Here is a 21,404-nt window from a genome sequence, read left to right as displayed (position 1 = left end):
GACTAGATACAAGTCAGGGCACGGATGGGAGTTGGGGTGAGAGTCTGGTATGGTAGCTCCGACTTTGCCCCCAACAGTTGCTATCACCTTAGGGTTACAAGTGTTTGGGCGCATGGATGGCTAACAAAGAGAGGGTGCGACCAACCTGTTAATTACGAAACCCGTAGACCCACTCATATCCGGGATAACCCCATGTGTAAATCGGCTATCTGTCCTGATACAGTTCGTAATCGATCATCTGTACTGACGGAGCTATCCGGGACTCGCCCTCAATCGTCTCGTATTCATAGAGCCCGCGAACAAACCCCCACATTTGAATTACGTAACCCTCTGTTAATTCCTCATCACTTCTCCAGTCAGCCCCGATGACGCCCTCCCAGTCTCGTGACGTGGTTGAGACGGTCAACTGTAATTGGGTATATGCCCCAGCAGGAATGGCTCGATAAACTCTCGCATATTTATAATAAACTGCTTCTCCACGATACTCGTTGATGTTCTGAACGAGCGTGTCGTACGGAACAACCGATGCATTCTCTTTCACCGCAGCAGGGTCATAGTCGATCTTGAGTGGGGCCTCTGATGGTGTCCCCTGAGGTGTTACGTCCGCTGGTCTTTCGCTTTGAGGTGTGTTGGTCGGTCTCTCCGCTGGCGGTGACTGTGGCTGATCGATCGTAGTCGGTGCTGCTGACGTTGTGTCCTTTGTTGGGGTGATGATTTCTGCATCGTCTGAACATCCTCCAAGGGAAAGCATTGCAGCGGCAGTTGCAAGATATCTGCGACGTCGCATAACGACAGCTACTGGACGTGTCTGTATAAGAGTACGCCCATTATGGGCTGAGAAAAATGGGGCAGCGATATCCTCAGGCGATCAACTGGGAATTTGTAATAGTCGTCTGTTCTATACTTCTGTTTGGGCTGGCACAGCGGTCGTTTAATAAAGATTTTTGATCGCTGTTTCAAATACGGTCGGGCACTTTGATACGTTAGACGAAGTAGTGGAATGAATGCTATTTGCTTATTAATATTGAGAAGACAGCGTATCATACTGAGCGGTATCGATTGTGTTATTTCCTGCTACCGGCAGATCTCACGAGTGAGATTCTGCATTCGTCGCCAGGTTTAGTTTTGATATTAATGTTGCCCCAGTAACCTCTACCGGCTTGACCGGAGTGCAGACAGCATGGATACATGCAGTCACCGGACTTCATCGGTGACAAATCCTGCTCACTCTACTGAAATCCTGAGGTGTCCTGTTTATTCGTCGATATTTCGGTCGCTACGCAATAGCCAGCACTCCGGTCCATGGAAGTGGCGCTATTTGCGTTTGTGTCCGATTGCTACCAGTAGAGGTCTTATCTATGAATACCCCCCAGGGGAACTGGGGGTGAAAGTAGAGACTGGAGGCAGGGGGTTTGCGCAGGGAGTCTGTCTGATACACGCCCCCAACGTTGATTAAAATTCGATTAATCAACTGTTTCGATTCCAGGACATTGGAGAGCGCCGCTCGTGACCGTTCCTCAACTGGACGACAACTCGGCGTGGTGGCAGTCAGTAATCAGCCATACCCTGTGTGAACGGCATTGCCGACAAGTGCGAGGTACTCGCCCTCACAACAGGTGGATTCTATGCAGGTTCTGAATTGGGGACGCTTGCCGATACAGGGGAGTTCATTCCACAAGATGTTTTAGCTTTGGTTGACCTACATCAGTTCCGGTCAGAAACGGAAGGTGGAAGCAGTGCTCGGTACAGTGTATTGGTGGGTGGTTATCAGCTCCAGGACCCGGAGACGTTGCGATGGATGGAGCGTTATCGCGATGTGGCTGTCGGAAGACCGTTGATCACAGGAACGGAAACGCCAGCAACGGTAATCAAGGAGTACAACAGCGGGACCCTCCCTACCACTGAAATTGGCGTTGACCGGGTACTAGGTCGTATGCCAGCCTAGGATCAGCAATGCTTCTACGATGACGGGTACGCCCACATCACGGTCATGAGTATACAGGCACAGGTGGGGCGATGTCTCCACGCTGGCCTGAGTCGGTGCATGATCGGTTGTCATGGCCGACCCTCGCGGCGGTGAATGAGAGACGATGTCGGCCATGACAGTATTAACTTATACAACGGGCCGTAAATAATTCAGGACTACTCTGGTGAGACGAGAATTCTGTCGTTGTGGTTAGACCCGTAGGTTCGATACCCTGACCGCACCGTGGCACAAAGTTTCCTCAGTCGGCAGGTGTACGATAGTGTGTACAGAAGTGTCAGGATCCACATAACGCGACGGTAACATACACACTACCGCGGTCGGTGACTACAAAACCGATTCCAGCTTGTTTTGCGTTTTTGTATAGCAACTTTCGACGGTCCTGATTCGATTCAACCCACACACTCAATGCATTATTTGCAACTGTAGACACATCTCCGTTGTATCCACCCTCAACGTTTTCATATGGAGGTGCTTCCACGGGTTTGGCCACCAATTCTAATTTCCCGACGGACGGATCAATGGTCGAATAGCCACTGTTGGATGGAAAAGGACACATGTTATCTAGTCCAGCATCGCTGTATCGCTCAGGGCCTGTGCTTCCCCGCAACGATGTCTTGGCAACACCCACGGCGGCCATGTGCTGACTATGTTTTGTGGCCATTTTCTTGAGTCGGTTCGTGTGCGGTCCTGTATCAACCAGCGGACTACGATTGTGGCGAATCCGGTAGTCGTTAATGCTACTGAGTATGGCAGCTTGCAGTTGATGATTTGGTGAATTCGGTTGTGCAATCTGCGTGGTTTCATTTTGTGTCTGACTTGGACCTGGGACCGGAGTTGGTGTTGACTCGCCAGTTGGACTTGTTGTTACTGTCTGACTTTGTGGTGGGGAGTCAGTTCCATTGCCGACCTGAATTCCAACAAGAACTCCAACACCTATTGAAACTAAAACAACCATTCCTAAAACAAGTAAGAGAGTCCTTGCCATGCTCCAACATCGCTATCGAACAATTATGAAACTTTCTGCCGGATGATCACAGCATCTCGGTCATCAGCAACAGTCCTGTTTTTTACTACCAACTTACCATTGTATCTGATTAATTTCACTCATATATTCCGTTCTGTCATCCGATCTCAAGTGGTCGATTGCTCTTTCTCTATACTCAACGTATCTTTCGTTATTATCATTGGTCTTTGCTTCTGCGCTCTCATTGAGATCATCTGTGATTTGATAAAGTATTGTGACAAAGTCTAAGCCCGGTCTTGTCGCAGACTGTAGAACAGCATTGCTGCGTGCGGTTTGAAACGCACGCTTCGCCCCTGAAAAAGAATTCAGAGCAGAACCCAAGTCAAACGATGCATTCTCATATTCCCTGTTATTGTATACTTTGGCGCCCTCTTTCAGACTCGATAGACCACTTCCTATTTCTGCAACGCCGCCTTCCAGCGAGCGGAATGTCTGAATAACTGCCTCAAACTGCGCCATCTTTGCCTTGTAGAGCTCTTGAGCATCCGAATCAACGACCTGAAGAGCACTTGAATCTGTCTCAGATGTGATCAGATCGACCTCGTCTTGCGCTTCTGTAGCATGATCTCGAAGCCGCTTCTGGGGTGCCTCAAAATTAGTGGTGTCAGCATCGTAGAGGAAACTCATGGCGTTCTGATATTCTGCAAGCGCTGATCGGACTTCAACTTCGGCCTCTACAGCATGTTTGAGAAAAATTCCCGTCTGCTCAAGAGCGACTATGTATACTTTCTGCCCTTCAGTCGCATATTCTGCTGCTCTCCTTAGGGGTTGTCTTGAGTTGTCTATCTTACTCTTGACTTCGTACGGTGAGAAAGATTCTGTCGTCGGTGACACGGAAGTCAAATCAATGTCTTCTCCACCAAAGCCTGCATAGATTTCTATTGCCTCAATGAGTGAACGCCGAGCCTGAACAAGATACTCTGTTGCCTGCTTATTCGTCTCTGCAGGCGTTGGAAGCGAATCAGATTCCCTCTGTTGGCCGCCTCTAAAATCAAATCTAGCTTCGGACCCAACCTGGCTACTATTGAATTCAAAATCCGGATCATCACCGTAATTGAAATCGAAGGACTGATTATTTCCATCAAATCCAAAATCGACAGGGGTGTCCGCTTTTCTTCCCATCCCAAACTTCTCGCTGTATGCTCCGCGTTCCCCACTACCCCCACCTCGATTCTGAGAACATCCTGCAGCGAGTATCGAACCGACGGCTGCTAAAAGAGTTCGGCGGTTCATTGTGCAAGACAATTAGTGGAACCCAGGTAATATCCGATTTGCCGGCTATATCCGTCCATATATATACTACGTCGTCTCCTCTATAATCCCGATTTTTAAAAATCACTCAGTGACAACTCTGGTTGCTCATGCTTATGTCACAGCCCACGTGGGGCATCTGCAACCGCTCAATCAGCCACACAAGGCTTATTATAGTAAACAGGCAAGGCTTCGCCATATGAGACGCTACGCTCAACAAGCACTCTGGTTCACTCTTGTTCTATTTTTTCTGATTACCTTAGCATGGTCTGGGACAGCGGTTGCAGAGACTAGCTCCGATATTGGAAGTAACACTCTCCAGTCTCTATGTACCTACAATGTATCCGGAGCTAATGTTGGGAAAGTCCCAGCGCAATTTACGAGTTCGGACAATCTTGTGAACAACACGAAGTTCAATAACGTCAACCACATTGCGACCGAAGACTGGTTAGCAATTCAATTTCCGAAATCAAATGTCTCGGACTGTACCCATGATGATCCGGCCGGAAACAACATCGCATACGCCACCCCAGCGACCCCGGGCGCAAACTCAAGTCATACGATCGTTCCAGAAATCAATGAATCGATCAGTGGACTAAATCAGGTCTCAATCAAATACGAAGTCCAGCCTCTATTGAAGCATGGCCTGTACCGGAGCAACATCACGCTCTTTGGGGTTGACGAGAACAGGGATGGGTTCATTGAAAAATCACTAAACGATTCTATAGAGTATGTCTCTGTCCCCCGCTCAAATACCATCCAAATCTCTCTGGACGGAAATACCACGATTCCCTCCGACAGTTATCTTGTCATCCGGTATGATGGCGTCTTGAACCCGGAGTATGTTGACACGCGCAATATAAATACGACAATTGTAGGGAATAAAACAGTAGCTGACGGTGGCGATTTGGAATATAGCACAAATCTATCTGGGTTGATCGGCCACGGTGCTGAATTGTCGATCACTAGAGCTAACTCAGAACTGGTTACGTTGCGCTCATCTGAGATGGCAGTAACCAATGATTCGGCGTATGTGTTTCTTCCGACTCAACCTCAAATTACTAAGTCACGTTCGTATTCACTGACTCTCGGAAGCAGTCACGGGTATAACTCGCCCAGTTCCGCGTTCACCGAAAATACTACGATAAATTACACTGCCTTCCGTAGATTTGCATACGTGTTTTCGAATCGGAAAATAAAAAATGAAACAATGACTGTGCAGGGATACACAAACATTGCCCCTGGTTCAGAAGTCACCATCCAGGTCTTTAATCGAGGTAGACTTAGAGAAGTTGTTGCTACGGTGAATGAATCACAGTCTCTGTCTGCTAATGTGACGCTCCCACATGAACTGCGAAACTCAGAGATGCTGTTTATAAATATCCTTGACCACGATAGAACACAGCTGGGTCAGGGGGTGTTCACTAGAAAACGACTGTTTCCAAACCAATCTCGTCCAAGTACATAAACAGTGTTGCGACCGATTCGGAAGACGTTTGAGGTCTGAATATCTACTGATGTTCTAATTCGCAAGTCGTGAACTTAAACAGGAAGAACTGTGATGCAATACCGATGACTGAATGCTCAGACTGGCGGATGCCGTACATCGCCGGGCTGGTTGACAATCACGCTGGTATTGTAGTTTCGGTTGCCAAAAGATCAGACAGTCGCATTGGATTCGGCATCCAAGTACAGTGCCGGATAAAACTCTCTGCAAAAGAAAGCATGCAACTTCTCTCGAATTTTTGTGAGGATCACAATGTCGCATACCGTGCAGACACTGAGAGAGAGACGACATATGATTCGTATCAAGTTGTGATTAGTCGCCGAAACAGCGTTCAGACATTTCTCGGAATAGTTGCACCGTATCTTGTCGCTCGAAGCGATGCTGTCAACCTCCTGTGTGAGCGAATTATACCCCGGCTTGAAGCCGGTGACCACCGACGAAAACAGTCATTTCTATCATTGATGGAAGATATCGAATCATTCCGAGAGAAAGTTGGCCGCGCCAATCGAGCAAAATACGACCGAGAATTCTTTCAAAACGAATGGGATGAAGTGCTCTAGTATCACCGTCTAGTTATTTCAGAACAAATTCACCCAAGACCACCGGAAATCATCAATAACACATCGTTCTATGACTGGAGACAATGACGAATCTAGCGATACCAAGCAGGAGATCATGGAGGCAACCTACGACGCAATCCAGCAGCATGGTTATGCAGGCCTCACAATCCAATCAATCGCTGATAACTTTGCCAAGTCAAAAGCTGTATTGCATTATCATTATGATACGAAAGAGGATCTTCTAGCGGCATTCTTAAATCACCTGCTTTTTGAATTCAGAGAGACTATCCAAGTAGACAAGCGCTCATCAGCAGCGCAACAACTGCTGGATCTTGTAGACATATTATTATACGGGCCTGATCGCACTGATCGCGAAGAAATCCTACAAATGCAGACTGCCTTGCTCGAAATCCAGTCTCAGGCTCAACATAAGCAACTATATTGTGACCAGTTCACTCAAATTCACCACTGGCTAAGTAATCTATTCGCCGAAATCATCAATAGTGGCATCGAAGAAGACGAATTCCGTGACGTTAATCCCAAACTGACAGCACATCACCTTCTGCTGGTCATTGTCGGTGGACTGTTAAATATACACACTACAAACACAAGAACGAATCCTGAACTTATCAGGGAGATCGTGACATCTCAGTTCTTACCCTATCTCAAAAAGTAACTCTGGGTTCGTGTAGTTTATGTATCATTACTGGTTCTGGTCCTTAACCAGCCGTGATTGAACATATTGTTTCAACTCGCGTTCAACGCTGGACAGGTCTCCACTCCCCCGCACTGTGACTGATAACACGACTTCCCCCAGAAACGTTGAGTAGAGGTAGGATGCGACCGGTCCTGCATCGACCTCACAGTATCGATTGTCTTCAATTCCCCATTCAATGAGTGTTGAAAAATGATTCCTATGCACTGTATCTGCTCGCTCAAACTCCTCCCGAAACCGATCGTTCTGGTATGTATTTGCTCGCAGCACAGCAATGGCAACAAGCCCACTCCTCTCCGCTTCTCCACTTGTGAGATTCAGCAAATAATCAATACGTGAGAGCAATTGATAATGTGAATCTTGGTTTCTAATAGGTTCCTCTGGTTCAAGCCACTGTAGCAGGCGTCGCAGCACATCTAAGAGAAGATCCTCTTTACTATCATAATATGTGTATATGAGCGATGTACTCCTGGGTAGTTCTGCTCCAATTTGTTGCATAGTGAGGTCTGCATAGCCGTGTTCCAACAAGGCCTTATATGCCGATTCTACGATGAGTCTGCTTGTCCCAGTCGATTCAATCTCGAATGGAATCTCAACATTCATACCGGACTCACTTCTCGTGCCTCGTCCCAAACCACCAATGTTGTCGGGAGGATAACGATTGAAGCAACAAAGGAGTACAGTACACTCAAGGCAATGAGAAGGCCGAACTGTCCGAGGATTGGTGTAATCGCGAGTACGAGCACACCAGTGCCCGTAGTTGTCGTGAGCATACTTCCGGCTAGAGCTCCTCCAGTCCCACTTACTGCGATTGAGAGGGCCTCAAACAAAGTTGTCTCCTCCCTGTACTCCTCTGAGAACCGATGAACGAGGTGGGCTGAGTAGTCAATGCCGAGCCCAATCCCGATTGATAGCGTTGTCCCAGTTAGCACATTGAACGGGATATCCAGGTACCGCATTGTAGCTGCTAGTGCTGCAATAGTGACGAGAATCGGCACCAGATTTGCAATCCCGAGGCTCGGCCGCTGTTCTATGATCCAATACGCAATTACAAGGAAGATTGCTGAAGCAAGTATGGCCAACGCCAAGCTAATGTACGCAGATTCCGCAATGACATCTGAGACGGCCTTCAAGACAACAACGCTGCCAGTTGCTGTTGCTTCAAACCGCATATCGTTCGCCAACTCTCGTGTATCTGTGGTAATATCTGACTGTGAGGCATCAGACTTGACTGAGTAAACGATTCGGGCCCTTGAATAATCATCTGTCAAATATGATCGAGCTTCATCGCCATACGGTGACGAATAAAGCTCGTCATAGATTGCCGGTAGATTCTTGTCCGGAATTCCATTGTTGTCAATATCATTGGATCGAACGAGTTGCCTGAATTTCGGTGACTGCCGCTCGTATTGGTTAATGACACCTAGGATGCTTGTGGCACTAGCACTGCGACCATTAGTAACGAAGGAATCTGGTGGGTTTTGATTTGCTTTGTGTATTGACTCTAATGCGTAGTCTTGCTGCATCGGCCCTTCCATATAGATTGTGACAGAATCTGATTCACTGCTCTCAAAGTTATCTTCCAAGAAATTTATGTTGTCAGTTACAGTGTACTCGTTAGGCGCAAGCGATGTCGGCAACTCGTCGAGGTACTCGGGATTCTCTTCTGGCGGCAAAAAGTCTTCTGTGGTGAATCGGGTATCAACTCCTGTCCCGTACGCACCCATCACAGCTGTTGAGAGCAGCACGACAACGAAGAATGCATGTGGGGTGCGCCGAGCAATACCCACACCAACAGTCAGGACACGCCCGACGACCGAGTCCTCAGACCCGATCGGTGCAATACTGAATGTCGGGAGATTGTACCTCTCTCTTTTGCGGTCAATAAAATGCTTCAGTGACGGGAGGAAAATGCCGAAAATCAAGAACGTAAAGACGATACCAACTGCAGCGACCAATCCAAAATCACGAATCGGGCCAAGGTCGCTCGCACCATTTGCAGCAAATCCGAGGACAGTCGTCCCCGTTACAATAAAGAAAGCTGGGAGAAGTTGGTCAGTTGTCATGCGCATCGAGGAAGATATTTCGGTTCCCTGAATGCGCTCTTCACGGTAGCGATTGACGGCGTGGATTCCGAAGTCAATGCCCACTGCGAGCAGGAGTGGTGGGACGGCGATCAACATCTGGGTAAATGGGATTCCAGCCCAACCCATGAAACCAAACGTCCACAGTATCGCCATTCCAAGACAAATCAATCCGATCAACAAGTCAAACGGGTCGCGATAGGAGACGATCAGGAAAAACAGAATGAGAATTACAGCGGCAGGAATCACCAGAATCAGTGAGTCGCTAATGACGCTCTGGAGTTCTGCAGAGATCAAGCCACTGCCAAAGACCGTAATGTCAGCGCCCGTTGATCCGACAATGAATACGCCCTCCTGCTGAATCGGTGTTAGTGGTGATGTACCTTGCGTGCCAGCAGAATCGGACGTCCCCTCAACGCTATGGGTAACAGTAGCAATCGTTGCTGATGCAGAGGGCTCCTGTCTGTTGAGGTCGTTACTGAGCAATCCAACGATACCCGGCCGCTCCTCGAGTGTCTGCTCTGCCGCCTGTTTCACAATGGATGCCGGAGCGGACTCAACCGTTTCGATTTGTTCAGACAATGTCGTGGCGTTTGGATCAATAGTCAGAGCAACTGATTGGGCAACACTATTGATTCCGACAACATTCTGGGAGTCGTCCTGCTTGAGCCGATGTTGAGCCCGTAGCATTTCGAGAATAGAAGACTTCGAGAGGACATTGTTGCTCTTGTGTATGAGGGTTGTACTTCCGGTGCCACGTTCGAAGGGCTGTCGCTCGAAATTATCATTCACATCATCGAATGCTTCCTGAGCTGGAACACCCTCGGTGAATTGCGACGTTCCCGAGTCTGTAGCCGTCATCCCGAGACCACCTGAGAGCAACAATGTCACGACTAAGAAGATACCAACGACTGTCGTATCGCGGTTGACGATCCAGTCGTCGACTATCTCAATATACTTCTGATGGTCTACCATGTTCTATGTGCTAGAGATGATTTAATCTACTCCCGCCGCGTGTACCAGACAATGCCAGCGCCAAAGACGAGGACAGCTATGCCGCCAATCAGTGAGAGTGGAAGCCCTCCCTCTTTTTCAATCTGCCTGACTTGGATGGGGACGTTGTATGTCTTCGACACCTCGGTATCGCCATCTGGCATTTCATACTGGAAGTCAATTGAGAACGGATAAGTCTTTTGGAGGGCTCCACTATCCACACTGAGCGCAACTGAGACAGTCGTGGTTTCTCCAGGTTCCAACCGATCAATGAACACCTCATCATCACCACTGCTCAGCGGATCATCGAGGAACGCTTTTCCTTCGATACTCCCGATAGCCTCCTCGCCGTTGTTAGTTACCTTGAGATCCAGAGTGGCCTCCTCTCCGGCTATTGCTGTCCGGTTGATTGGCTCAACAATGAATTGGTCCTGTTGTTGCCTGATGCGAGCATTTGCTTGGATCCGTTCACTCGTCCGTCGATCGCCGTTCTGGTTATCGTATGTAATCTGGAAATTAAATTGCTGGACAGCAGCGTCGGCGGCACTGCTCACGTCAACCGTATAATTCACGCTAGCCTGCTCGCCAGGCGCAAGATCGGGGAGTGCAAATTCTGGATTGTTGATATTGAGGTTCTGGTTGTTTGATTGGAGGGTGGCAACAGGGGCACTGACGCTTTGGGGCCCTTGGTTCACGATCGTCGCTTCCAACTGACCCTCTTTGGCGACACGGAGCGTGGATTCCATATTCTCGACGTCAAACTCCTGCGCTGAGACAGTGGGGACCCCCGCTTTCAGTGTACGGGAGGTCTGGTCAATCCCATCCGCATCGGCGTAGTCAACGTTTAGATCAAGGGTATAGGTCCGCTGTGTTGCATCATCGGCAATCGCTACACTGTAATTTACAGTTTTGCGTTCGTTCGGTTCCCACGTATTTCCAGCGTATGCGGTTGAACTTCCCGAACCAGTTCCAAACGTGAGCTCATCGCTTCGAGAAGATGCACTTACACTCGCATCACTCGCAGGTCGGGTACCCGTATTTTCTACGGTGAGACTAATATCACTGATGTCCCCGATCTGTGCTGTCGTCTCCTGCTCCACGACTTCGAACTGTGCTTGATTGCGAACGCGAATAGTGATCGAACTACTGACGCTCTCTGTGAAGTCATTGTACTCAGCGCCGGTGCTATCATACGAGACGATCCGTGTGTAGTCGTACTCATACTCGACTGGAATCGTGTATGATCCCGGCTCGACGTTGTCTGGGATGGTAATCGAGACAGGACTTGTCTGAATCGTTCCTGTTGGGACGTTACCTGCCGCAACTGTTCCGGTTGATATATCAAACGGTGTGTTACGATCTTTAATGTCGATAGTAACACCTCGAGCAGTAGTGACGCGGTCCTGATACTGAGAGGGGCCAGCACGCTTGATTTGGCCGCGGTTTGTCAAAGACAGTTGGAATTGTGATGTCGCACCTGGACTGAATTCTTCAACTGTTGTACTAATCGAAATATCCGGCTCACCGATCACTTGCCCCGATGACTGACTAACCTGGGCCACACTTGGGTCGTGCGAGGCTGACATAGTGTCCGCGCCGGCCGTGGGTACAATTCCGACGAGTGATATGAGCAATAAAAATGTTATAGACGGAATTATGATATTTCTCATCGATTGTTATGAATTACGGTAGGGCATACTTGACGATATATTGTACCGTCTGCATCTTTTTGTCTACAGACTAGCCTTATTTTTGCCGCATTGTGACTAACCATTTATTCAGTCTCACTTCCGCATCTCAAAGTAATATACTTTTGGTTGTCTCCATGTCCTGGGTTATCGCAGTTGGGCTGGGATTGATAAATACTAGTTTGGTTGTCTGAAAATACCGTGTATTGTAATTAAGTTCCTGCTACCGGGTCACTGGTTTGTGTAGAGGGAAACCAATGGACCCTTTTGATTAATCCGCCGTCTGGTTTTGAACCCAGTCTGGCTGTTCAACGCGAACACCTCTGTAATTGAGTGTCCGATATTCTTGGAACATCGCTTCGACTGTCCCATTTCGAACCCCTAGCGTTGAGAGCGTAGCGTTGTGAATGAGGCCGCGATTATCAATCGTCATTGAACCGCTAAATTTTTTCATTATCGGAGGAAACCGGGAAGAGTTGGCCCCAGATACACCTGTGACGTTATATATGACTGCGTTGTGGCCATCGATTGTTTTCGTACTTGTGGCACTAAATTCTGCAGCTGTTAGTAGGTCCGTCAGCAGACCCCTTGGTCGTGCTTCACGTTCATGAACCACTCTGAACGAATCTACGGTATCTTCGCTGACTGAAGTTTCATTTCCAATCTTAATCCGGGACAATGACCGATTCGCGGTGTAGTACTCTCGGAGAGATCGACCGGGTAGATTGCTTTGTACATGCAGCTGCTGTTGGCTTCTGTTACTGGCAATGATAGTGGTCGTATTAGCGATCCGTCCAGCCATAGCGTGTGTAAGATTAATACCAATACGGTAATCTTGTTTCTCTAAAAGATTTTGTTGCGTAGCGAGGACCTGCGTCTCGTTAATATGGGTGGCTGTTGTGCCATTTGGCAGTTGGACACCATCGTACACTACTCTTGTTTGATCTGTTCCGTTTTCTGCACGCTCAGATGGAGAGTTTATTGATGATTGGGGGCTTGTTGTCCCACCGCAACCGGCAAGTGCAATGAGGATGGACAATCCAATAAGAGCGGCTAGACGCTTCTTCATGACTACGCCATGGCCAAAGCCACACATTAGTGTTGTGACTCAATCTGCCAGTACTGTTGACTGCATGTCGGCTGATGTTGAATCTGTACAAATTCTAGCAATGAATTGAAGCAGTGATTTATATCATAGAGCCAATTAAGAGTGAGACATACGTGGATGCTGGCTCCTCGCTGATCCGTCCAGTTGGACATCGTAGGTGGACCATCGACACTTGGAGTACCACCCTTGTGACTGCTGTCCTACTTTTATTGGCGTTGGGCTGCACGGGGAGTGCCAATGCGGTATCGTCACTTGCCGAAAATGAATCCACAATTGCAAACAATACCACGCAATCGTCTGGATTTTCTGAACCACGGATCAGCGTATCTGTAAACAATAGAGAGGTGCAGAACGGCACACGGATCATGACTGGCGAAGACCCAGACCTGTCGGTGAATATTCGCTCCACTTCTCCTATCGAATCAGTTATTATACGTATTGATGGACAAACCCGATATTTATACTCTCCAAACAGCACGAACTTTTCAGCAACAAATGCACTTGAACTTCGTGATGGGGGGCACCGAGTGACAGTCATTTCGACTGGAAACATAACTACTGTTTACTCTGTGACTATTATTGAAGATGCAATCGCGCCACGAATCCGTTTTGAGGAACCGTTCGTTACGAGAGGCGCTGAACCACCAAATCAGAATTATACGATAAATACATCCAAAATCGCACTCCGCGGGCAATTGATCGATCGTAGCTCTGTGCAACAAATCATAATCGAACACCGTTATGAGTACACGTTCAGCGGTAGGCAGACTGACCGATCACGCTACGTTATTGAGGATCCTAATGGGTCGTTTGCGCAGCAACTGACGCTTGGCCCAAATAGAAAAAAACAGACAAATGGGACGAACTTTGTGTCTATTGATCTGGTCGATGCGAATGATAACCGCCGTACCTATGATTTCATATTGAACATTTCAGACAGGCGTCCGCCAAACATAGAAATTCTCGAGGTCACTCCGGTATATGAACAGTCCGCGGTTGCGGCTGAAATACGGGTGACAGACAATGTTGGAATTTCTCTCTTCGGACAACGATTGGGGTCCGGGAATAATACGGGGTTTCAATCCTATTACTCTGAAAATGACATATACCAACAGCGGAGAGAATATGAAACCACCATTGAATTTCCTGCGTCAATAGCCGGAAATGGTATTAAATTATGGGCGACTGACCTCGTTGGTAATAATGTGACCACAAATTACTCGCTTGCATACGAGAACTTTGTCGAGCCAAAAATAACGATCAACACAAAGACTACACAAGCACTTGGAGAACAGAGGGCAAGGGTCGTGGGTACTATTGATCAGGGCTTGTTTTCTCAGGTCGAAATCGAAGCTCGATCCAACGATGGGACGCTCTCAGATATCATTGCAGTTCAGTCAGGGGAAGAAAGTAATACGATCCAATTTAACGAGACGGTTCAGGTGAACTCGTACCCGACCTCTGTCCTGATCCGGGCGCGAGACATTACTGGCACAGAACATTCTAAAAAGTATCAGATCACTCGTACAGACCCACCGAAGTCCCCAGAACCCACACCGGATGTACCGACGAGGACAGTATCAACAACAACTCCTTCTGAATCCACTACGACAAAAAATGGCTATAGAACACCAGTGTCGACGTCTACGCCACAAGAGACGGCAACAGCGCGTGGTTCTATCGAAACAACGCACACAACAAAGAGATTTTCTCCTGTCGAGTCGGTCCTGGGTTATGTAGTGTCACTTCTACCGTATACGCTTAGTAGTGCGATTTTCACTATTCTACTATACATCATTGCAAGGAGGTCACTCACTAGCTAATCTCACACTTCTTCCCATGATTTTTGGCGTGAGATGATTAACCTTCCTCGCCGAGATCGTGGGCTAACTGGTTGGCGTTATCGTTGATAGCGGAGATTTGGCCAAGCCAACAATAGAGGGAATCGAACAGGGCTACGGGTTCCATATATCCGCTGACGCATGCTCACTCTTCAAGACGCTCTATCCGAAGTTCATAGTTGTCAGGGTCTGGCTGGTCAACTGGCGTCCGTATCGTAGAGTTCGATGCATGGAATTCCCACTGTTCCTTGTCTTCCAATCTCTCCGATGTTGTTGCCACAGTCCCTCTGAATCGATTTTGTGAATCATACACCAACCCAATCAGCTGAATTCGATCAGTATAGGTTCCCGTAGATACCGTACCGGAGATGCTGACACCTGTTCCGGCGTCAGCGGTTAATCTAGACTTTCTGATGCTGGCAACATCTGGTGAGGTAATATCTATATCCGTTTCAGCTCGTTCAATATTAGCCTCAACTGAAGATATTTTTTCTCTGTCAGGAGTGGTCACTGGCTGAAAGGTTGTCCAGACTGTTTTTGCGGGGAATACCGCAACTGAGTGTGACTGCTGCTGAAGGAGTGAATGAGTCTCATCATAGAATTGTACGCTTAGCTCCAGATACCCCTGATCATACTTACTACCGCTTGATACAGTTATGTATGCCCACGGGACCTCGCCTATGAGTGACCCCGCAGTGATCAGCCGTTCAGTCTTGAGATTTGCATACGTATCCATGGAACCGGTGCTTGACTGTGGGTGGAGAGTTGCGACAGGATCTCCGTACTCCATGCACCCAACAGAGCCAACAGCCATACCGCTGAATAGTAGGTATTCTCGTCGTCTCATTATGATCTTGTCAAATTCATCACAGGGCACTGCAGTAACCCACGGAGGATCTAACTAATCCATCAGACCTTAATTATTGATCCGTGATAAAATTCTTTGCTACTGGGAACCAGCATATTGTGCGCTGATTTGTCAGATTACATTACGGTAGCAAGTTTATTCGACATATATGAACTGTTCTGAAAGCGTCCGGCACTGGCTAACTCACACGCCGAGAGATCTCGTTTTGCTGGATTGTTAGGGATATTCTCGCGCCCTGATCAAAATCCCTGACAGCTAAACCCCTCAAGCCGACATTTTCGCCGGTGCGGTAAGGTTGTGGGGTAGAACTCTATGGTTGCTGGCGGTGTATAATCGAGATTGAGGCTCTGGCTCGTTGCGGACTCTGGAACTGCAAACGTCATTCCACGAATGACTGACTGCCCTGAGTATATTGAGTCCGAGTCAGTGTAGGCTCTCCTACCAAGGTATGTGTATGGTACTGGCCCCGTTGGAGTGTCAACCGTATTTTTATTTCCAATCCATGAAAAGTCGTCTGGTGCGAGCGCTATAACCTCACTGCCAGAATTGTAGGCTGTGTATCGTATAACCAACCACCGTTTTCCCGACGGTGCTGTTTCGCCATGGAACTGGTTTCGAAAACGGGCATCATAACCGATTCGGAGACTGACCGAATTTGATTCAGGTGTGGTTGTATTCGTTGCGGTCTTTGTTGGTCTACTGGTGGTTGTTGATGATTCTGAAGTAATTGTTGCTGTCGGCGGTTCAGTTACCCCATCAGTACTGGTCGAATGACTAGTATTTGATTTGGGCCGCCCGGGTTTTGTTTGATTGCGAGACCCTTGATCGTCTGTGGACCGTACTGAGCAGCCAGCTAATCCAAAGACAACTCCGATGGTTCCAAGGAGGGCACGTCGCTGCATACCTGCACAGAACTAACGATAGGAATAAAAAACCCAGCGTTGCATGTTGTGATGCCCATAGCAACCATACAGATGGCGAGCAGTGGATCAAATCTGTTGCACCGCTATTCTTTTCACGGCTGGAGAATTTAGTATCCGATCTGGATATTGACTTCTGCGGGAACAGATTTAAATTGTCCGGGCGGCTCCGCTTCCAGTTTCTCAGTATGGTCAATAACAAAGTAGTAATTACCCTTAGGAATCGCAAACTCGCCCGAATCATCATCGGTGTCTTCGGTGGTAGCAATCGGTTCGATAAACTGATCTTTTTTATATCGAACAAACCCACTGGTTGAAATCACAAAAATATCTACTCGAACATCATTTTCGACGTCTATCTTATAGTTAAATATGGTTTTAGAGTTAATTGTAAAATCGTACGCAATGTAATTACCTTCTTCAATCGTTACTGACTCGTTGGCCAACACACCTAATTCAGACTCAGGCCCCGTCTCTGATCCATATCTACCCACAGTGGCACTACCCTGCGTATCTTCACCTCTACTATCCACTGTACTTGAATTAGTTTCATCACTTACACAGCCCGCAAGCATAGTGCCTGCTCCTGTAACAAATGTAGTCAAAAACCCACGCCGCGATTTTTTCATATTCGTAAATGTCTGTCGCGTATAAAAAACTTATCGATCACTTTTTCAATTATGTGATTCACCAGAGCAGTACCTGGATCATCTCAGAATATAAGCCATTTTGTAGCGTAACCGATAGTTAGTCACCAAATGGAATTATATGTATGCAGATATGAAATACTCAGTATGGACCGACGCCAGTTCATTTCATCAGTAAGCGCTCTGATCAGCATACCGGCTGCAGGATGTAGCAGCAACTCGTCAACCGACTCCCCAAACTCGGGCACAACCGAAAATACAGAGGATCCTGAAATGACAACAGGCTCCTCAGAGGTGTCGACAGGGATTAAATCTCAGACGCCGGCACCTGACGCCAACGGCTTGATTGATGACACAATTGAACTACCTGAGGGAGAGAATTTACACGCCGATTTTAGCGTATCGTCGCCAGCGATCATTGAATATGATTTCACAGTGGAAAACAACATAGAAATCGATTTATTTGTCCTCTCACTAGGCGATTTCCAGCAATATCAATCCGGGCAGTCCTTTAGCACTATCCAGACCGTGGATGGTAGCGAAGCAACGGGCGACGTTGAAGTCCCCCGGGGCAACTATTATGTTGTTATTGACCACTCGGACCGAGGGCCAATATCCCCACCGGGTCAATTCGAGCAAGTTTCAGCCACAATAGATGTTACTATTTCATACATTAATTAACTGTCTAACTTTTCCGTGTCGTGAGCACTGTGACCCCAAGAAAACCTGACGAGGGATTAGTTTGCCTCATTACGATAACACCTTACAATATGTCCGCGACTTGTGGGTGAGAATTCCCGCTATCTCAGCAGAATATATTATTAATATAGTTATATTATTCTGCTGGATTTACATCTGAGATCCTCTATATTTGGATCACGTTGGTGCCAACCTGTCATGATGTGGTTCGTCCATCGAAATGGCTGTCATGACCACTTGCCTCTGAAACAACCTTTGTTTCACAAAAGGGGGTTACCGTCTACATGATACAATTGTGTGAGTGGCTCACGCGCTGAAGACTAATGGTGCATGGTTTTCTGATCCGAACGGGTGCATCACGAATAGCATATTCCTGGTATAGTCGGTTGCGAAAATGACCTGATACCTCTCTGCGTCATTTTTTTCATGCGTAGTTTCATCTGGAAGGATATCTTGATAGTCTGCACGCCGCATGGCAGCATCATCGGGCTGCGGAATCTGAGGTCCAACCGTCATAAGTTCCCACTGTGTATATCCAAGCCGAACATCATCACCAGGAAGCGTACGGACTGTCATATTAACTACCACCCACTGCTCTCCCTCCGGCGCATCCAGTGTGCCACCATCTGTCTCGACCTCGTCTCGAATCGTGTAGTCGTCAACACGGACACGCATATCGGTCTCACCACTGACGGTGACCTCTGCCCATTCTCCAACTTCTGCATAGACTGGTTGTGGGTCTTCCTTTGTCGCTTGAGTTGCTCCTGAGGTAGGAGTTGGAGTTGCTGTTGGAGCAGGTGTTGGTGCTGGGTTCGGGGTTCCCGGTGGGGGTGAGACAGACGTAGGTCTCGGCGTAGCTGTTACTGGTGTCTTGATTTGAGAGGACGGTGTCGCTGAGAACTGTGTGGTTGACTCAACCGGTTCCTCATTCGGTGGCTGTGCTGTCGTTGTTTGTGCACGATCTGCTGGACCAGTTCCACTGCAGCCAGCTAGCACAACACACAGGCTGAGCAGTAGTAGGACCCATCGCATATCGGCAATTGATTACAGATTGCGGCATTAGTATGTGTGTGCTAAGTACGGTTCAGGGGACGTCTACCGCTTACCTTCTGGGTCCTCCACACTGGGATACTTCAGAAATAAATAGCGCACATTGATAACCCTCGTACAGAGATCGCCCGCTGGTCACACATGTCGGGTGCGTACCAGGCGTCGGGATCGTCCGGCGGGACCGGCGCTGGCACCTGCTCCCCAACCCGTTGGCTCATGTGCGGGGGTTGGTCGCGTTTTCGGACTTAAAATTACGGACGTGCTCTGACTAGAAACAACTCACCGCCGACTGCCGAACGTTCGCCACTCTGAGAATAAGAACGGGTGCAGTCGCCCCGTCGTCACTCGACAGTCACGTCAGTGCCGTCCGCGGTGACGTTCACGACAGTGCGTGAGACGGCCTCGCCGGTTTCGCGAGTCTCGACGACCGGCTGGCCGTGGGGGATGGCGACCCTGAGACTGAACGGCCCCGCGGGAAACTCACCGTCGAGTGTCCGCTCCTCGCCGTCGTCGAGTTCGACCTTGGTATCGAACCGAAGTTCGTCCTCGTCGTCGGCCCGAACTGAGATGCGGCACCGGAGTGCCGTTCCACTCGCGTTCGAGAGGTGAATCGGAACGGTGTCGTCGCCGCGATGTCGCCAGTAGGCACCGACACCGAGCGCCGTGAGGAGCGCGCCGGCCAGCAGTTCGACCGGCGGGCTCGACGATCCGGATCCGTCACTCGAACTGCCACTCGGTGTCTCGTCGCTCCCGGCTTCGGTCTCACTGGCTGTCGTCGGGGTGACCGTGGCCGCGGCCGTCGGCGATACCGTCGGTGAACCCGGTAACCGCGGGCCGATCGCGTACAGTGTGCTGTCCGAACTGCCGACGTAGAGGGTGTCGTCCAGCACTGCCGGCAATCCGTAGATCGACCCGGGTTCCTCGAACACCCACTGTCGGGACCCGTCGGCGGCGTCCAGCGCGTACAGCGCCGCGTCCTCGCTCCCGACGTAGACCGTCCCGTCGACGACGGCGGGGGACGACTGAACGCGGTCTCCAGTTTCGTACGCCCACCGTTCGCTGCCGTCGCCGGCGTCCAGCGCGTAGACGTTGGCATCGTTGCTCCCGACGTAGACTGTCTCCCCAGTGACTGCCGGTGAGGACGGAACCCGGTCGCCGGTCTCGAAGCGCCACTGTTCGGTCCCGTCCGCGAGCCCGAGCGCGTACACGTTGCCGTCCGCACTCCCGAAGTACACCGTCCCGTCGACGACTGCCGGACTCGAATCGACCGTTCCCGCGTCGTCGAAGCGCCACTGCGGGGTGCCGGTGTCTGCGTCGAGCGCGTACAGCCCGCCGTCACCCCAACTGCCGATCACGACCGTTCCGTCGATCACGGCCGGCGAGGTGTTGGTCAACCTGTCGAGTCCGTACGACCAGCGCTCACTCCCGTCGGCCGCGTCCAGCGCGTACGCCGTGGCGTCGTGGCTGCCGGTGTAGACGGTCCCGTCGACGATCGTCGGCGGTGAGACGACCGGGCCTCCGGTTTCGAAGCGCCACTGCTCCCGGCCAGACGCCGCCTCCAGCGCGTAGAGGTTGCCGTCGTGGCTGCCCACGTAGAGCGTGCCGTTCGCGAGAGCCGGTGACGATTTCACTCGGTCGTCGGTCTCGAAGCGCCACCGCTCGGTCCCCGTCCGGCGATCGACGGCGTAGACGCTGGTGTCGTTGCTGCCGACGTAGACGGTGTCGGCATCGACTACCGGCGACGAGAGGACGATTCCGCTCCCGGTCTCGAATCGCCACTGGACGCTCGACGAGCCGTCGGGACCGGTGTGGTCGGGCGGGGCCGCAGTGTTGGCGTCGTCGAAGCCGTACGTTCGCCACGACTGGTCGCTGGCCTGGGCTCCGGCGGTGCCGCCGACGAGACGAGACAGACCGAGCCCACTCGCGAACTGGAGCGTCCGTCGCCGCGAAAACCGACGAGTCACGACAGCAAGTCGGCCGAGACCGACTTCAATGTCCGGTCGATTACGGCGTGAACACGGCGGTCCGCACCCGGATCGGTGCCGAACGGCCGCGAGGATCTCGCCCCCGGGTCAGGACGCACCGTCGGTTTCGCCGGTGAAGCCGGCCACGACGACGTACAGCCCGAACGTCGAGACGAACGTCCCGGCCAGCTGGACTCCCGCCGTCGGCAGGAACCCGGTGTCGCTGTACAGCAGCGGGGCGATCATGAACCAGCCGCCGAAGATCGTCGTGAGGACGGCCGCCGGCAGACTGGGCCGGCCGGTCGCCCGGAGCAACTGGACGCTTCGGACGGTGAACACCAGTCCGAGCAGTCCGCTCGACGTGACACTGCCCGCGAACGCACGCGGGGCACCAGTCGCGAGCGGGACGACGGCCGCGGCCGCACACGCGAGGACACACACGACCGCCGACACCAGGAGGAACCGTGATGGCGCTGTCTCTGACACGGAGGAAGGTTG

General features: G+C 50.0%; 16 protein-coding genes. 4 read left to right on the top strand and 12 right to left on the bottom strand.

The features are described from left to right. Positions 1-205 precede the first annotated feature (205 nt). The 3 genes from EAF64_RS13525 to EAF64_RS13515 all read right to left on the bottom strand — a co-directional run bounded on the left by EAF64_RS13525 (position 206) and on the right by EAF64_RS13515 (position 4,244). Positions 206-787 carry a hypothetical protein gene (locus EAF64_RS13525; protein WP_129069524.1) on the bottom strand — a complete coding sequence of 194 codons (582 nt, stop codon included), beginning with the start codon at positions 785-787 and terminating at the stop codon, positions 206-208. A 1,474-nt stretch (positions 788-2,261) separates the two neighbouring features. Beyond that, positions 2,262-2,972: a CAP domain-containing protein gene (locus EAF64_RS13520; protein ID WP_129069523.1), complete on the bottom strand. Its 711-nt coding sequence runs from the start codon at positions 2,970-2,972 to the stop codon at positions 2,262-2,264. Between the two features lie 93 nt (positions 2,973-3,065). Continuing rightward, complete coding sequence (locus EAF64_RS13515) at positions 3,066-4,244, bottom strand: hypothetical protein (RefSeq protein ID WP_129069522.1); 1,179 nt, start codon at positions 4,242-4,244, stop codon at positions 3,066-3,068. Between the two features lie 109 nt (positions 4,245-4,353). Between EAF64_RS13515 and EAF64_RS13510 the strand changes: the two genes are divergently transcribed. Beyond that, positions 4,354-5,730: a hypothetical protein gene (locus EAF64_RS13510; protein WP_129069521.1), complete on the top strand. Its 1,377-nt coding sequence runs from the start codon at positions 4,354-4,356 to the stop codon at positions 5,728-5,730. Between the two features lie 714 nt (positions 5,731-6,444). Then, entirely contained in the window at positions 6,445-7,005 is a 561-nt protein-coding gene (locus EAF64_RS13505; RefSeq protein ID WP_193767679.1) for a TetR/AcrR family transcriptional regulator, read from the top strand. A gap of 27 nt (positions 7,006-7,032) precedes the next feature. On the opposite strand, the gene EAF64_RS13500 is transcribed toward EAF64_RS13505, so the two are convergent. The 4 genes from EAF64_RS13500 to EAF64_RS13485 all read right to left on the bottom strand — a co-directional run bounded on the left by EAF64_RS13500 (position 7,033) and on the right by EAF64_RS13485 (position 12,878). Further along, positions 7,033-7,647 (bottom strand): TetR/AcrR family transcriptional regulator, encoded by a 615-nt coding sequence (locus EAF64_RS13500; protein WP_129069519.1) that lies wholly within the window; start codon positions 7,645-7,647, stop codon positions 7,033-7,035. Further along, on the bottom strand, positions 7,644-10,103 hold the full coding sequence (locus EAF64_RS13495; RefSeq protein ID WP_129069518.1) for an efflux RND transporter permease subunit: 2,460 nt from the start codon (positions 10,101-10,103) through the stop codon (positions 7,644-7,646). Before EAF64_RS13495 ends, EAF64_RS13500 begins: the two co-directional genes overlap by 4 nt. A gap of 26 nt (positions 10,104-10,129) precedes the next feature. Beyond that, a complete protein-coding gene (locus EAF64_RS13490; RefSeq protein WP_227738970.1) occupies positions 10,130-11,683 on the bottom strand; it encodes a COG1361 S-layer family protein in 1,554 nt (517 codons plus the stop codon). A 397-nt stretch (positions 11,684-12,080) separates the two neighbouring features. Further along, positions 12,081-12,878 (bottom strand): DUF7537 family lipoprotein, encoded by a 798-nt coding sequence (locus tag EAF64_RS13485; RefSeq protein WP_129069517.1) that lies wholly within the window; start codon positions 12,876-12,878, stop codon positions 12,081-12,083. A gap of 227 nt (positions 12,879-13,105) precedes the next feature. On the opposite strand from EAF64_RS13485, the gene EAF64_RS13480 reads away from it, so the two are divergent. After that, on the top strand, positions 13,106-14,740 hold the full coding sequence (locus EAF64_RS13480; protein ID WP_129069516.1) for a hypothetical protein: 1,635 nt from the start codon (positions 13,106-13,108) through the stop codon (positions 14,738-14,740). Between the two features lie 163 nt (positions 14,741-14,903). On the opposite strand, the gene EAF64_RS13475 is transcribed toward EAF64_RS13480, so the two are convergent. Both EAF64_RS13475 and EAF64_RS13470 read right to left on the bottom strand, forming a co-directional pair. Then, complete coding sequence (locus EAF64_RS13475; RefSeq protein WP_129069515.1) at positions 14,904-15,635, bottom strand: hypothetical protein; 732 nt, start codon at positions 15,633-15,635, stop codon at positions 14,904-14,906. Positions 15,636-16,656: 1,021 nt separating this feature from the next. Beyond that, complete coding sequence (locus EAF64_RS13470) at positions 16,657-17,175, bottom strand: hypothetical protein (RefSeq protein WP_129069514.1); 519 nt, start codon at positions 17,173-17,175, stop codon at positions 16,657-16,659. Between the two features lie 165 nt (positions 17,176-17,340). Here EAF64_RS13470 and EAF64_RS13465 point away from each other — a divergent pair, with 165 nt between their 5' ends. Next, on the top strand, positions 17,341-17,874 hold the full coding sequence (locus EAF64_RS13465; RefSeq protein ID WP_129069513.1) for a hypothetical protein: 534 nt from the start codon (positions 17,341-17,343) through the stop codon (positions 17,872-17,874). Positions 17,875-18,198: 324 nt separating this feature from the next. Here EAF64_RS13465 and EAF64_RS13460 read toward each other — a convergent pair whose 3' ends face one another. The 3 genes from EAF64_RS13460 to EAF64_RS13450 all read right to left on the bottom strand — a co-directional run bounded on the left by EAF64_RS13460 (position 18,199) and on the right by EAF64_RS13450 (position 21,392). Next, positions 18,199-18,567: a hypothetical protein gene (locus EAF64_RS13460; protein ID WP_129069512.1), complete on the bottom strand. Its 369-nt coding sequence runs from the start codon at positions 18,565-18,567 to the stop codon at positions 18,199-18,201. Between the two features lie 716 nt (positions 18,568-19,283). Continuing rightward, positions 19,284-20,906, bottom strand: a complete 1,623-nt coding sequence (locus tag EAF64_RS13455; RefSeq protein ID WP_193767678.1) for an outer membrane protein assembly factor BamB family protein — start codon at positions 20,904-20,906, stop codon at positions 19,284-19,286. 108 nt (positions 20,907-21,014) lie between these two features. Beyond that, entirely contained in the window at positions 21,015-21,392 is a 378-nt protein-coding gene (locus EAF64_RS13450; protein WP_227738969.1) for a hypothetical protein, read from the bottom strand. Positions 21,393-21,404 lie beyond the last annotated feature (12 nt).

The sequence above is a fragment of the Halorientalis pallida genome, from assembly GCF_004118325.1.
Taxonomy (GTDB): Archaea; Halobacteriota; Halobacteria; order Halobacteriales; family Haloarculaceae; genus Halorientalis; species Halorientalis pallida.
This window is presented reverse-complemented; position numbering and strand designations above follow the sequence as displayed.